This is a genomic window from Mucilaginibacter sp., from assembly GCF_965201005.1.
GTDB lineage: Bacteria > Bacteroidota > Bacteroidia > Sphingobacteriales > Sphingobacteriaceae > Mucilaginibacter_A.
On the sequence record NZ_OZ241747.1, the window covers coordinates 462,756 to 476,627 of the forward strand.

The following is a 13,872-nucleotide window of genomic DNA, read 5'->3' on the forward strand; positions in this document are numbered from 1 at the left end:
ACTCAGAATGACAAAAATCAACACTTAATCTACCCGGCAAATCAATCCTTTCAAATATTCTCCTTCGGGAAAAGAAGAACGGATCGGATGGTCTTCCGGCTGGCCCAGCTGGCTGATAAATTGCACTTCTTTGCCTGCATCCAGCGCGGCCCAGGCCAAAACCTGTTTAAAAGTTGGCATATCCATCGCCCCGGAACATGAAAAAGTGGCCAGTAAACCGCCTTTGTTCAGCAGCAGCATGGCCAGCCGGTTCAGATCTTTATAAGCACGAGAAGCACGGTTTAAAGCCGAACGTGAGGGCGCATATTTAGGCGGATCAAGGATAATCAAATCAAACTTTTCTTGTTCTTCCCGAAACTTCCGCAACTGTTTGTTCACATCGGATTGGATGGCGATGCTGTTTTTAGCACTAAAATTATTGAGGCGGATATTTTTTTGCAATGTTTCTATCGCCAGGGCAGAACTATCCACGCTGGTAACGGACCCGGCATTATTTTGCAGGCAATTCAAACTAAAACCGCCGCTGTAACTAAAGCAATCCAGCACTTTTTTGCCCGAAGCATGGGCGGCAACCAGTTTTCGGTTTTCGCGCTGATCACAATAAAAGCCTGATTTTTGGCCTTCGGCAATGCTCACTTCATATTTGATCCCATTTTCGGTCACTTCTACAAATTCCGGCGGATTATTGCCATAAAGCAACCCAAACGAAGCTTCCAAACCTTCGTGCGAACGGGAAGTTGCATCGCTTCTGTCAAAAATACTTTTGGGCTGAAGCAGATTTCGCAGTTCGTCAATCCAGATTTCCTTCACTTTTTCCATGCCTGAAGTTAGGATTTGTACCGAAAGATGATCCGCGTATTTATCTACAATTAATCCTGGCAGAAAATCGGCTTCACTAAAAATCAAACGGCAGGCATTGGTTTGATCGTTCAAAACTGATTTGCGGTTGTTTACAGCCGTGGCAATCCGGGTGCGCCACCAAAATTCATCGATAAAAACAGCATCGTCCCACTCCAGCAAGCGCACCGCCACGCGCGACTGGTTGTTGTAAAAACCATAAGCCAGAAAGTTGCCCTTGCTGTCAATTGTGCGCACGATTTCGCCATTTTCCGGTTTGCCTTTTACCGTTTCGATCGCCCCGGAAAACACCCAGGGATGGCGTTGCAACACGGCTTTTTCTTTGCCTTTTTTTAGAATTACCTCGTTCATTTGTGAAGCAAAGGTAGGGTTTGGGGCGGAACGGGGAAGGATGAAAGTGGAGGAAGTTTTTTTATAAATCTGACTTTACGGGAAGGTTAAGACAGTTATACTAAAAAATATTTATGTTGTACGTAAAATTGTTCATATTTGTACGTACATGCTGTTTTTATGGATGCAAAACTCACTTTAAAGCTCGATCAAAATGTTATCGAAAAAGCTAAATCTTATGCCAAAACAAAAAATATTAGCCTGTCCAAATTGATTGAAAACCATTTAGATTTTTTAACAGATAGTAAAGAAAAAATTGCAGTTACACCTTTTGTTAAAAGCCTTTCAGGAACGATAACGCTACCTTCGGATTTTAATCATAAGGAAAGTTACAAAGATCATCTTTCTAAAAAATACCTGAAGTAAAATTTAATGGAAAGGATTTTTGTGGATACTGATATTTGCCTGGATTTGCTTTCCGGCAGAAAACCATTCAACAGTTTTGCTGAGCAATTATTTTCTTTGAGCGATAAAAGAGAAATTGAAATATGTGTATCTGCGCTGTCTTTTTCTACAATTGATTATATTTTACATGCTCATTATGCTGTAAAAAATCCACGGCAATTGATTGCTAAGTTTAAAACTTTAGTCACCACATTGCCGGTAGAAAGCAAAACGATTGATCTGGCAATTGCTTCTGATTTTAATAATTTTGAAGATGCTATTCAATATAATACTGCAATTGAAAATGAAATTACTGTTTTAATTACCCGAAATATTAAAGATTATAAAACGGCTCAGATTAAAGTGATTACTGCCGAAAGTTATCTGGCAAAAAATATATAACAAACCAGCAGGCAAATGGCAGAAATGCAATGGATTTTATGCCGATAAAAGAAGCATCAGCCTTTCATCACCCCAATGCGGCTGCCTTTCCAATCCGGGAACAAGATGCGGTCGTTGTTTACCTGGAGATGTTTATCGGCCACTTCGCTGAAAACGCTGCGGAAATCGGTAGTTACAGGCAAATCACGGCCGTCTTCCAGGTTTTCTACGGATAAAGGCTGCAGATTGCCATGCACTAAACCACCATTCACTTCGTTACCCAAAATAAAATTGCAGGAAGCGCGGCCATGATCGGTTCCGCCGGTGCCGTTTTGATGCACGGTGCGGCCAAATTCGGTCATGGTCATTACGGTAACATCGTCTTGATACGCGTCCAGATCGTTCCAGAAAGCCATGATACTGCTGCTCAAATCGTTCACGTTTCGGGCGAAAACACCGGTATCATTGCCCTGATTGTAATGTGTGTCCCAGCCGTTAGATTCTGTAAACGCCACTTCCAAACCCACGTCCATTTTAACCAGTTGCGCAATTTGTTTCAAAGAATTGCCCAGCGAAGAGTTTGGATAAACCACGTTTTGCGCCGGTTTATAGTTTTTAATGTCGGCTTTTTGCAGCATTTTCATCGCATCAAAGCTTTCTTTGCCGGTGTCTTTTAATAATCCTGGTGAGGTTTGATCGTATAAATCTTCAAAACTTTTGGCAGCCATATTTACGCCGGAAGGGTTGCCGCGCATCTGGATGGCAAAATCCTGCAAATTATTTATTGCCACGGCTGGATTGTCGCCGTAAAGTGAGCGCGGCATGGCAGAAGTTAAGCTGACCGCAGAAAATGGCGTAAGCGCATCATGGCCAAGCAAACCAACCGCACGGTTGAGCCAGCCGCTGGCCGTACCTTTGCTAAACGGCGTACCGGATTCCATATAATCCTGGGCATCAAAATGTGAACGCGTGTTGTTTGGCGAGCCGATACCCTGCACAATTGCGAGGCGTTTATCCCGGAAAACCTGCTCAAAACCCTGCATTGCCGGGTGCAAACCGAAGCGGCCGTCCAGATCAATCAACGGTTTGCCGGTACTGTTTTTAGCGGCAGAAATAAACAAGTTAGGCCGGGCCGCTTTTAGATATTCATCGGTAAAAGGCGTAACGGCCATCAGCCCATCCATAGCGCCGCGCTGAAAAATGCACACCAGCACTTTGCGTTTTTTATAGGGGGAAATTAATTGGTTTTGAGCAACGGCTTCGGCCAGAAAAGCCGGGATGCCGCCCATTAAACCCACGCCAAGCAAGGCCACGCCGCCTGATTTTAAAAAACCTCTTCTTGAAACCATGATTAAATCGATTTTAAGCTGAAATGAATATTTTGTTTAAAAAACTATCTGCGCTGAAATTCCGGCGAACCGATAATCACCCCAACAACCTGTGCCAGCATGGTGGAATTTGTGCCGGTTGGATTTTTTTTGTTGGCAGAGATAATGGGTTGCATTTGCTGCGGATTATCGGTTGCACCTGCATTGGCAGGAGCGGTTTTCTGACTGGCCAGTTCTACTTTTTTGACTAAGTTCGGGTCGTTCAGCATTGGTGTTAAACGTTTGATGGTTTGATCGAGGTTTCGTTCGGGCAAAATCAATTTGCTGTACGTAACCAATGCGTTTTCTGCACTTTCCGGTTCGTGGTGATGGTTTAAGGCGATCAAATCTACCGCAACGCCTGGGATGCGGCCGGATGCCAAAGCAAGTCCGAAATTCATTCTGTTGAGCAGCGCGCCGGTATTGATCCAATATTGGCCTTTGTCCGGAAAACCGGTTGGCGCAAGGTAATAATATTTTTTTTCGCCCATTTTAGTCATCCAGTTAAACAGTTGATAAGGCTGATTGATGCTGGCCTGTAAGCTGCGTACGGCACTGATCGTCAGTTCAAAAGGCGATTTTGTTTTCTGGCGGATGGCGGCCGCGTTCCAAAATTCCGGTGCAGAAACCATCGTTAGCAATACTTCTTTTATATCCCCATTTTTCTTTAAAAAAGTGGCCGCCATTTTATCTACCAAAGTTTGCGGCGGGTTATCACTTACAAAGCGGACCGCAATCTTGTGTGAAATAAATTTTGCAGTAGCTGGTTTTTGAGCGAGCATCGTCAGCAAATCCACGCCTTCCTGATATCCGCCATCGGGGCCAAAGTTTCGGCCTAAAACCGTTTTCGCTGTTTTATCGTGCCGGTTTGGGTTGAACAGGAAATCGCCTTCGTGCACAAAACCCGGCTTTTCCTGATTGTTATCTGCTTTTTTTATCGCCTGAAAATTATTGCCCATCGGGAAAATTGCCCAGCCGGTTAGCACTTTGGCCGCGTTGGTCACGTCTTGCTGCGTGTAGCCGCCATCCACACCCAAAGTGTGCAGTTCCATCACTTCGCGGGCATAATTTTCGTTCAAACCTTGTACTTTTTTTGGTTTTGGGGGATTGTTGATCCGCATCACTTGCATCGATGTATCCTGGTTTTGGAGTCTGTTCATCAGTCGGCGTGCCTGCATTTTTTGAGGCTGATCGTTGGAGGCTGTGCTGCTGAAATTGTCCAGATAATACAACATTGCCGGGGATTTTGCCGTGGCCAGCAGCAAATCCGTGAAATTTCCCAGTGCGTTCGGCCGGATGACATCGCGCTCATAAGACGGGATAAACTGCGCACAATCATTTTTAGAGATCGAAACGTTGAAATGATTGAACCAGAAATCCGCCATCACTTCCTGCAACTGATTGTTGGAATACGCCGCCCGCAGCACATTTTGACTGATAAACTGCCTGAACAATTCCTGCTCCGGCTTCAAACCCTTTTGCTGCATGTAGTTTTGCAGCATCGCTTTGTAAGCCGGTTTATCCGTTTTTACAGAATCTTTGTTCACTACGCCATCCCGCACGGCCATCCGCAAAACCTGGCCATTTTTCGGAAATGTTTGCGTTACTTCCTCATTACTTAAGTTTAAATCATCGTATTTGCTTAGCAATTGATTGAGGGAATCATCAGGCAATTTGCCATTTAACTGTTGCAAAAACCATTTTTTTAAGCCGATTTTAACTACTTCGTCCACCTGGCCGGGCGTGGCACCGTATGTAAAACGGCTTAGTAAATGTGCCGCAGCCTGTCGTTCTGTTAGTCCGGCTTTTTTATATGGTAGGTCAAAGCTGAAAGCAGTGGTTTTTGGCAGATAAAAAAAAGAGGATAAAAGCAGTATTCCGCTAAAAAGAATTAATAAACCATAAAACCATTTTGAGGCAGCTTTCATATCAATTTAAAATATTAAATGCTTTGTTAACCCTGACTGTCAGCTTTTTAAAAGGTTTAGTTTAAAGGAGATGGCAAAAGCTTATATTTTTGCAGTGAAGTTGAATGCTGTTTTTATCAATGTTTTTTTGGGTAATGAAATGCTTCAATTTCATTGCCGTTATGATCCAATGTTTGGTTGTTCATCTTTTAAAATTAAAGAAAATCTTTTAAAAAAGCTTATTTTATGCGCTGTTTATAAACCTTTAGCTTCGCGGTCAATACTGTTTTTATCACCCCAAAATCAAGATGAGATATTATAGTTTTACGGATGAACCGGTGGTTTCACCGGATGATTTTTTTATGAAACTAGCTTTAGAGGAAGCAAAAGCGGCTTTAAAAGAAGACGAAATCCCGATTGGTGCGCTGGTGGTTTGCAACGGACAAATCATCGGCCGCGGACACAACCTGACCGAACGATTGAACGATGTTTCTGCCCACGCAGAAATGCAGGCTTTGACAGCGGCGGCTAATGCGATGGGCGGCAAATACCTGCAAAACTGCACGCTTTACGTTACGATGGAACCATGCGTGATGTGCGCCGGAGCAAGTTATTGGTTTCAGATTGGGAAAATCGTGTTTGGCGCGCATGATCCGCAACGTGGTTTTGGGCGGATCAACCAGCGCATCACTCACCCCAAAACGTTAGTAACCGGCGGCATTATGGAAAACGAATGTGCCGAACTGGTACGCGCTTTCTTTCGCAGAAAACGACTGAAAAACTGAGGTCCGATAGAACAAAAACCGGTTTCAAGCCTTTTAATCATAGCTGATTATCAACCCAAATTCAATTTTTGACCGATAAAAACAGCACTGCAGATATTTTTGTACGTTTGCGAAAACCACTATTTATTCACCCTTTAAATTTAAACGTTATGGCATTTGTATTACCGGCGTTACCGTACGCCACCGATGCGTTAGAACCGCATATTGATAAAATGACGATGGAAATCCACCACGGAAAACACCATCAGGCTTACGTAACCAACCTGAACAAAGCACTGGAAGGAAAACCGGAAGCCAACAGCCCGATCGAGGACATCATCAAAAACATTTCCAAGTTTCCGCCTGCTGTGCGCAATAATGGCGGCGGCCACTATAACCACACCATGTTTTGGACGATTTTATCGCCAAACGGCGGCGGCGAACCGACCGGGGAACTGGCAACGGCAATCAACTCGTCTTTCGGTTCTTTTGCTGATTTTAAAACCAAATTTGCAGAAGCCGGTGCAACCCGTTTTGGTTCCGGCTGGGCCTGGTTAACGGTTGGTGCCGATAAAAAACTGCAGGTTAGCTCTACACCAAATCAGGACAATCCGTTGATGGATTTGGCTGAGGTGAAAGGCACGCCGATCCTGGGGATGGATGTTTGGGAACACGCTTACTATCTGAAATATCAGAACAGAAGGCCGGATTACATAGCCGCTTTCTGGAACGTAGTAAACTGGAACCACGTTGCCGAATTGTATAAAAAAGCAATGGCTTAATACTTCTTTTATCGCATAAAAATTAGTAAAACCGGCATGGATAAACATTCAGGCCGGTTTTTTATTTTATAAATTATGAAAGCAATCGTTTTGGAAGCTGCCGATAAGCCGCTTGTGTTAAAAGATGTTGAAAAACCGGTTTTAGGTTTTGGAGAAGTTTTGGTTGAGGTAAAAGCTGCCGCATTAAACCGGCGCGACTGGTGGATTACACAAGGAAAATATGCAGGCATTCAATATCCGTCGATTTTAGGTTCTGACGGAGCCGGGATTGTAGCCGAAGTAAGTGCAAATGTGAACCAAAGTTGGATTGGAAAAGAGGTAATTATCAATCCTTCAACCAATTGGGGCGATCATCCCGACTATCAGCAAAAAGATTTCAAGATTTTAGGTTTGCCCGAAAACGGCACTTTTGCCGAATTTGTAAAAATCGGTGCCGAATATCTTTACCCAAAACCCGCACATTTAACTTTTGAGCAGGCTGCGGCCATTCCGCTGGCCGGTTTAACCGCTTACCGTGCTTTGTTTACCAAAGGAAAATTGGAAAAAGGCAACAAAGTTTTGATCGTTGGCGTAGGTGCCGGAACAGGTTCTTTTGCTTTACAATTTGCGGTAGCAGCTGGCTGTCAGGTATTTGTAACTTCCGGAACAAGTGAAAAAATTGAAAAAGCACGCGAACTCGGTGCTGCTGCCGGCGTAAACTACAAAGCGCAGGATTGGGCCGAACAGTTAAAGCAATTGGCCGGGGGTTTTGATGTGGTTATCGATAGTGCTTTGGGCGATGGTTTTGCCAAACTACTGGATTTATGCAATCCCGGTGCGCGTATTGTTTTCTTCGGAGGAACGGCGGGCGGTTTACCGGCTTTGGATGCACGCAAACTATTTTGGAAACAGCTGCAGATTTTGGGAACCACCATGGGCACTAAAGAAGATTTTGAGGCGATGCTGGATTTGATCAACGAACACAAAATTGTGCCGGTTGTAGATGAGGTTTTTCCATTGGCCGAAGCAGAAAAAGCCATCCGCAAAATGGATGATTCCGTCCAATTCGGCAAAATTGTGCTGCGCAGCTGATGCTGTTTTTATCGGTGTAAATTTGAGTTTGTTATGCAGGAATTTGCCCGGCGAAACAAAGCCTTACTTTTCCACAACCTCTTTCTGCTTTTCGTCAAGCATTTTTTGAGGGATAAAAGCTAAGATTTCCTTTTGCAAAGCCCCGATCATTTTTCGTTTCAAAAAGCTTTTTTGCGTAACCAGACTAATTTCGCGGGCCGGTTCCGGAGATTGAAAGTAACGAACGCGTTTTAATTGTTCGGCGGTCAGATCTTCCAAAACCAGTTCGGGCAAAATAGTGGCACCGTTATTTTGGTCAACCATGCGTTTCAGCGTTTCTATGCTGCCGGTGTTGTACTCAAATTGCTGCGAACTTTTGGTGCTGTTTTTACGCTGGCAAATGTTCAAAACCTGATCGCGCATGCAGTGGCCTTCGTTCAAAATCCAGGTTTCATCCAGGTCAATATCTTTTGGGACAATGCTTTTTTTATCGGCCAAAACACTGTTTTCGGAAACATAAGCTACAAAATTTTCATAAAAAAGCGGGATTTCGATCAGGTTGTTTTCATGCAAAGGCGTAGAAAGCAGGCCGCAATCCAGCAGGCCGGATTTGATTTGCCGGATAATTTCTTCCGTTGTTTTTTCCCAGACCACTAATTTTGCCAGCGGGTATTTCTCTACAAAACCATGGATGATTTTGGGCAGCAAATAAGGTGAAACCGTTGGGATGATGCCAATTTTCAATTCGCCGGAAAGCTCTTTTTTACGATCAACCACCAGTTCCCTTATTTTCTGGTTTTCGGTGAGAACGGTACGCGCCTGGGCAATAACTTTTTCGCCGATTTCGGTTGGCACGATGGGCTGCCTGCTGCGGTCAAACAGTTTCGCGTCCAGCATTTCCTCCAACTTCTGGATCTGCATACTCAGCGTTGGCTGCGTAACAAAACATTGCCTGGCGGCCAGCACAAAACTGCGGTGCGTATCTACGGCCACAATATATTCCAGTTGCACTAAAGTCATTATCAATAAATTTTATGCAAATATAAATGCCCTTAGTTTTTATCTATTGGTTTTTTAGAAGAAATAGCTTTTTAGTGCCTTTTAATTATTTTCAAATGCTTCTTTTAGGAGGTATTTTTTAACTGATAGGATTTTTAAAAGCAGTTTTTTGAAACCGATAACCTGATAAGTGGGTTATCTATCAAAAAAACCTGAATGTGGCGCGCAATAAACTAAACCGGCCACGCTTTGATAAACATTAATCAAATCAATTGTACACGCATGAAAAAATTAATCATTTTACTGTTTTTAACAGGGTTTTTTACATTTGATAAGGCAGCTGCACAAAACCCAGACCCGGATACTACGACACTGCATTTTATCATTCAGGCCAGTATTGGCAACCTGCAGGAAATCAGTGCGGGCAATTTAGCTGCTCAAAAAGCAAACCGGCCGGATGTAAAAGCCTTTGGGCAACGCATGGTTGCTGATCATACCAAAGCACAAACCGCACTGATGCAACTGGCCAAAGCCAAAGGTTATCAATTACCGGCCGCGGCTACCGTTACTGTGCCGGAACCTATGCTGGTTAAAGCAAGCGGAAAAGATTTTGACCGTCTTTACGTACACATGATGGCACCCGGCCACCGAAAAGCGGTTTTGATGTATCAAACGTATGCGGTAAACGGAAAAAACCCGGATGTGAAAAATTATGCGGCCCAAACTTTACCGGTCATCAAAAGCCACCTTAATACAATTACCGCAATTGATGAGCAGATAAAAGATCCTGCTAAATAAAAAGCCGATTAAGTTAAACCTTTTTAAAGCCGACCAGATTTATAAATCCGCTCGGCTTTAGTTTTACAAAAAAAATTTTGGGTTGATTATGCCTCGTTAAAAATAAACCCCAATCAGGCGGAATTATACATTTGATACTGTTTTTACAAGGTATTTTTTGTGCTGCTGCAAAACGCGCTGTTAAGTTATTGCGGACATTGATAAAAACTGTCTTTCATCAAAAAAAACATACATCAGGATTAACCGCTTATTTTGCGGTGATAAAATCCCGCAGATAACTGCATTCCTGCACAGCGGTTTTATAAAATTTGGTTTGCTTGTATTGGGTTAGTTCCTTGAAATAAGGATTTTGGCGCATCTGCCTGCTGTAATTTTTTTGTGCAACTTCATACGCCTGATAATCAGAAAGATAATCGGGCATTTGCTGCTGTTTTTGCTGGCATTTAGCAGCCATAAACGTACATTTTGCTTTAAAATCAGCATCGTTGCTTAGCGAGCGGGCTTTCAAATAATAACGCTTGGCGTTACTGGTTTGCACATAATCGGCATCGTAAGTATAAATAGGTTTTCGGGCGAAATCCGTTGACGACCAATCATAAGAAATCAGGTTCCAGCTGTTTCCATAGGTAGAAGTATTGTACAAACCCGTTGCATAGCGGTAATAAAGCTGTGGGTTTTCCGGTTCAGTTTTAAGCTGATTTTGCAATTCGGCCATCGCTTTTGCAAAATCAGCTTTGGTAAAACCCTGTTTGGCATTGGCAAAAGTTTTCGGGTAATCATTTAGCTGCGCCAGAAAAGGATCGCCGGTTTCTTCTTCCAAACTTCGGTTGCCGGCGGTTGTTTGTTTAGCAAAAGCAGTTGCTGCAGCGGCATAATTATGTTCACGCAAAAAAGCGGTTCCTAACAAATCATATAAATCATCAAAGTTAACTTCCTTTAAATCAGCGGTTAAAAATTGCAGCCACTGGTTTTCAGGCGGATTTTGCTTCCATTTAACCAACTGCCTCAACTGGCCCGAACGCAAATAGTAATACCAAAAATCGGGCAAACCTTTACTTTGGCGATAGCTGTAATTAAACTGCTCTGCCCCAAAAGATCCGCTTTTTAACAACGCCAGCGCGGCACGTGTACTGTCGCCCTGATGCAGGTAAGCCGGTGCCAGAATATGCAGGTAAAAATTGCGCGCGGTTGTGGTAAAACGGTTAATCCGTCCTTCATACCATTGATTGTCAATTGTTTCGGTTTGAGTAGATTTGGATTTGCCGTCCAGCCATTTCAGCGAAGGCAGCAATTCCGGCTCACTGATACTGTCTAATTGCTGTATTTTTTGTGCCGATAAAAGCAGCCTTACAATTTGCCGCTGATCCTGCATTTTCAGGTTCAGCTTTTCATTTTCAGATGCTGCGATCGCTTTAAAACCATCGGCAGTTTTGTTTTGCATCCAGGCCAGATATGCCTTGGTGAGATTGCCGATCCCGGCTTCCGGGTAAATATTTTCTGCCGAAAGCCGATCACAAAAAGTGCTTAGTTTTTGGATATAATTACTGTATTTGGCTTCATCAATTGCAGAAACAGACGTAAAAAAATCAGGTTTCAGTTCCGTGTTTTCTTTTTGTGCCGATGTTTTTTGCCTGGTAAAAAAAGCATAGGCCACCAATACGCCACCGGCAATCAGCAAAAAAGAACTGCTGATTTGCCATACTGTTTTTACCGCCTTTTTTTTCAGGATAAACCCAAGCAACCCAACAAAAAACAAAACCGAACCGCCAAAAATAAGCCAGCCGAAATAAGGGTTACGAACCGTTTGCTGATCTGCATAAACCTTTTTTACAGGTTTATTTTTTGCTGCCGAATCGGTAATGTTGTTCAATCTTAAATTCAGATAATACGCTTCCAGTTTGTTCACTTCCCGCAAAAGTAATACGCCAACCATCGGCGATTTAGGTTGAAACTGATAAACTTTTTGCAGGTTTTCCAGCCCGATTTCCGGATTGCCAAAACCGTTTATCGCATAAATCACGGCTTTATCCTCATCGGTTTTGGCCAAAGGCAACACTTGTGCAACCGAAACGCGGTTGTAAAAATAATCGCGGTAAGCCTGGTTGCGACGCTCGGGATAATCTGCAAAAACCCTGGAAAAATGATATGCCGATGTTACCGTATCGCCCAATTTGCGTTCTTCACCGGCTTTTAAAGCCAAAGCCCAGCCTTTTACATGGCTTTTTGATGCGTTTTTGCTGATGAAATGATCATAAACATCGCTGGCCTGCCGGTAATCAAACCCAAAATGAAACAGCCGCTGCGCCTGATAATAATACCGAAGTTTAAGAAAAGGGTCTGTTTCTGCCTGCGCAAAATTTAACGCTTTTGTGGCTGCCGTGCGTAAAGTCATGGTGTCCACCGGCGTGGGTTCCCACAAATGATAAGCAAAATTAGCGGCCGGTTCTACCGCTTTGGCAAACTGATAATAGTGCAGCGCGCCTGTCTGGGCAACCACATTTTTTAAAAAAGTATTGCCCGATAAACTATCTGGCAAGCTGTTTTTATCAACCAAAAACTGTTGGTCAACTGCCTGATTACTGGCACTGTCCAAACCATACATTGCTTTTTGTACATCAGCAGGTTTTACGTTTTTGCCGAGGTATTGCGCCCATTCCGTTGCATTGATTTTGGCTTCGCTGGCTGGCTCGGCATCATCATACAAAAATTTGTACTCGGTAAAATAAAACGATTTATAACCCGGGTCTGGCTGTAAATTGTTGTGGAAGAAGGAAATATAATAATCATACGGATCAATTTCGCCGCCGCAAGCCAGATCAATGGCCACGTTGGCAAAAAAAGCGCAGCAAAAGCTAACGAAAAATGCGGCTGATATTTTCCAGTTCTTCATAAGTATAGTTTTTTATTACCGATCCGTCTAAATCAAAAAAAAGCAGATTAAAAGGTCCGGGTTTCATTTTTCGGGACAAATAATTGCTTGCCGCGCGTAAATCATCCGCAGTAACGTTTTCCCAGCGGATTTCATCGTTCTGCTTCAAACCCAAAGCTGGCAATGCTGTTTTTAGCACATAAAAATTAGTGTTTTTTTGCTGAAAGATACTTTTATTTTGAAGTAAACCATAATTAAGCCTTTTAGAAATCCCGGCATACTGCTGGTTGCGGAAAACCACCGCCCAGCTAAAAAGCGGCAGGCCAATATCCGCAGGCAGCGGATAGGCGGTTAAATTATCACCTGCATATTTTTTCAGTTCGGTAACCTCTAAAATAGAGTTTTGCCGACCGTACTTACGCAGGTTGCCCATGTTGTAGCACATCAGCATTACGCGGTTTGCGGGCGGAATGCCAGCCGATAACTGGTTTTTGAGCTGATGCAAACGCAGCGTAACCGATAAAACCTGGTCGGTTTTCAACTGCTTTTTAATATTTTTAAGCAGATAAAAATAGTTGTTGCGCGTGGTGGCCGTCCAATCGCAATCCAGCTGCAATTCTTCAAAGCTGTTTTTACCAGCCTGTTTTACTTTCCCGTTCACAAAATAAATGATCTGGTGCGAAAGCTTTTCTAATTGTGCTTTGTTTAGATTTCTGAGCGCATCGTTCACTACAAAAACAACCGGCACAATGGCCAAACTGTCCGGTAGTTTTTCCCTGAAAACAACCGGCGAAACCGGAACCGGCAAACGGGTGTTTTCATCCAAATCCACATCCATAATGCGGACGTATAATTTGTGCGGTTGTAATTGATTGAGCAGTTTTTGTTCGGCAGGGTTCAACTTAAAACCGGTTTTCCAAAAGTAAAAACTGGTGTTGACCTGTCTCGGTGCCCGTTGGCAGCCCATCAGCAAAAACAAAAAAAACAGTAGGCGGCGGTGCATCGCTGCCAAATTAAACAATTGTTTTTTACCCTGTAAAAACAGCATTTGTAGTTAACAGGCAGCGTTATTTTGTGCTGGTTTCCGTTACGGCCAATACTACGCTTGTTCTGGTTAAAGTTAGGTCAGGGTTGATGCCAACGGTCATTAAAAAATCACCGGTGTATAATTGTTTGGTGTTGATGGTTGAAGTGCTGCCCGGATATAAGTTAATTTCCTGAACCTGATACATTGAAGTTGGGTTTAAGCCTTTTAACCTTACCGGCCGCTGGCTTGCGGTAAGCAAAAACCTGTCGCCGGTTAAATAACTGAACACCAAGGCT

The 13,872-nt window shown here is 43.3% G+C and carries 14 protein-coding genes; 7 read left to right on the plus strand and 7 right to left on the minus strand.

Annotated elements, in window-relative coordinates; translation table 11 throughout:
- Positions 1 to 24: 24 nt before the first annotated feature.
- On the minus strand, positions 25 to 1,209 hold the full coding sequence (locus ACOFKR_RS02025) for a class I SAM-dependent rRNA methyltransferase (protein WP_419802365.1): 1,185 nt from the start codon (positions 1,207 to 1,209) through the stop codon (positions 25 to 27).
- 159 nt (positions 1,210 to 1,368) lie between these two features.
- On the opposite strand from ACOFKR_RS02025, the gene ACOFKR_RS02030 reads away from it, so the two are divergent.
- The gene (locus tag ACOFKR_RS02030) at positions 1,369 to 1,614 is read left to right on the plus strand and encodes a DUF6364 family protein (RefSeq protein WP_419802366.1); all 246 of its coding nucleotides are present in this window, start codon (positions 1,369 to 1,371) and stop codon (positions 1,612 to 1,614) included.
- Between the two features lie 6 nt (positions 1,615 to 1,620).
- Positions 1,621 to 2,034 (plus strand): type II toxin-antitoxin system VapC family toxin, encoded by a 414-nt coding sequence (locus ACOFKR_RS02035; RefSeq protein ID WP_419802367.1) that lies wholly within the window; start codon positions 1,621 to 1,623, stop codon positions 2,032 to 2,034.
- 56 nt (positions 2,035 to 2,090) lie between these two features.
- On the opposite strand, the gene ACOFKR_RS02040 is transcribed toward ACOFKR_RS02035, so the two are convergent.
- Positions 2,091 to 3,362, minus strand: a complete 1,272-nt coding sequence (locus ACOFKR_RS02040; RefSeq protein WP_419802368.1) for a DUF1501 domain-containing protein — start codon at positions 3,360 to 3,362, stop codon at positions 2,091 to 2,093.
- A 44-nt stretch (positions 3,363 to 3,406) separates the two neighbouring features.
- Positions 3,407 to 5,308, minus strand: coding sequence for a DUF1800 domain-containing protein (locus tag ACOFKR_RS02045; protein WP_419802369.1), 1,902 nt, complete (start codon positions 5,306 to 5,308; stop codon positions 3,407 to 3,409).
- 70 nt (positions 5,309 to 5,378) lie between these two features.
- On the opposite strand from ACOFKR_RS02045, the gene ACOFKR_RS02050 reads away from it, so the two are divergent.
- From ACOFKR_RS02050 to ACOFKR_RS02065, 4 genes are all read left to right on the plus strand, one after another.
- Positions 5,379 to 5,609 (plus strand): hypothetical protein, encoded by a 231-nt coding sequence (locus ACOFKR_RS02050; RefSeq protein ID WP_419802370.1) that lies wholly within the window; start codon positions 5,379 to 5,381, stop codon positions 5,607 to 5,609.
- A complete protein-coding gene (locus ACOFKR_RS02055; RefSeq protein ID WP_419802371.1) occupies positions 5,596 to 6,072 on the plus strand; it encodes a nucleoside deaminase in 477 nt (158 codons plus the stop codon). The genes ACOFKR_RS02050 and ACOFKR_RS02055 overlap by 14 nt, the downstream gene beginning before the upstream one ends.
- A 149-nt stretch (positions 6,073 to 6,221) precedes the next feature.
- The gene (locus ACOFKR_RS02060; RefSeq protein ID WP_419802372.1) at positions 6,222 to 6,833 is read left to right on the plus strand and encodes a superoxide dismutase; all 612 of its coding nucleotides are present in this window, start codon (positions 6,222 to 6,224) and stop codon (positions 6,831 to 6,833) included.
- A 75-nt stretch (positions 6,834 to 6,908) separates the two neighbouring features.
- Positions 6,909 to 7,904: a quinone oxidoreductase family protein gene (locus ACOFKR_RS02065; protein ID WP_419802373.1), complete on the plus strand. Its 996-nt coding sequence runs from the start codon at positions 6,909 to 6,911 to the stop codon at positions 7,902 to 7,904.
- Between the two features lie 63 nt (positions 7,905 to 7,967).
- On the opposite strand, the gene ACOFKR_RS02070 is transcribed toward ACOFKR_RS02065, so the two are convergent.
- The gene (locus tag ACOFKR_RS02070; protein WP_419802374.1) at positions 7,968 to 8,903 is read right to left on the minus strand and encodes a hydrogen peroxide-inducible genes activator; all 936 of its coding nucleotides are present in this window, start codon (positions 8,901 to 8,903) and stop codon (positions 7,968 to 7,970) included.
- A gap of 261 nt (positions 8,904 to 9,164) precedes the next feature.
- Here ACOFKR_RS02070 and ACOFKR_RS02075 point away from each other — a divergent pair, with 261 nt between their 5' ends.
- The gene (locus tag ACOFKR_RS02075; RefSeq protein WP_419802375.1) at positions 9,165 to 9,680 is read left to right on the plus strand and encodes a DUF4142 domain-containing protein; all 516 of its coding nucleotides are present in this window, start codon (positions 9,165 to 9,167) and stop codon (positions 9,678 to 9,680) included.
- Positions 9,681 to 9,927: 247 nt separating this feature from the next.
- Here the strand turns inward: ACOFKR_RS02075 and ACOFKR_RS02080 are convergent, their stop codons facing one another.
- From ACOFKR_RS02080 to ACOFKR_RS02090, 3 genes are read right to left on the minus strand one after another with little or no spacing between them, the layout of a single operon-like run.
- Positions 9,928 to 12,570: a hypothetical protein gene (locus ACOFKR_RS02080; protein WP_419802376.1), complete on the minus strand. Its 2,643-nt coding sequence runs from the start codon at positions 12,568 to 12,570 to the stop codon at positions 9,928 to 9,930.
- A complete protein-coding gene (locus ACOFKR_RS02085; RefSeq protein WP_419802377.1) occupies positions 12,533 to 13,597 on the minus strand; it encodes a hypothetical protein in 1,065 nt (354 codons plus the stop codon). Before ACOFKR_RS02085 ends, ACOFKR_RS02080 begins: the two co-directional genes overlap by 38 nt.
- 19 nt (positions 13,598 to 13,616) lie before the next feature.
- Entirely contained in the window at positions 13,617 to 13,865 is a 249-nt protein-coding gene (locus tag ACOFKR_RS02090; protein ID WP_419802378.1) for a GH36 C-terminal domain-containing protein, read from the minus strand.
- Positions 13,866 to 13,872: the final 7 nt, after the last annotated feature.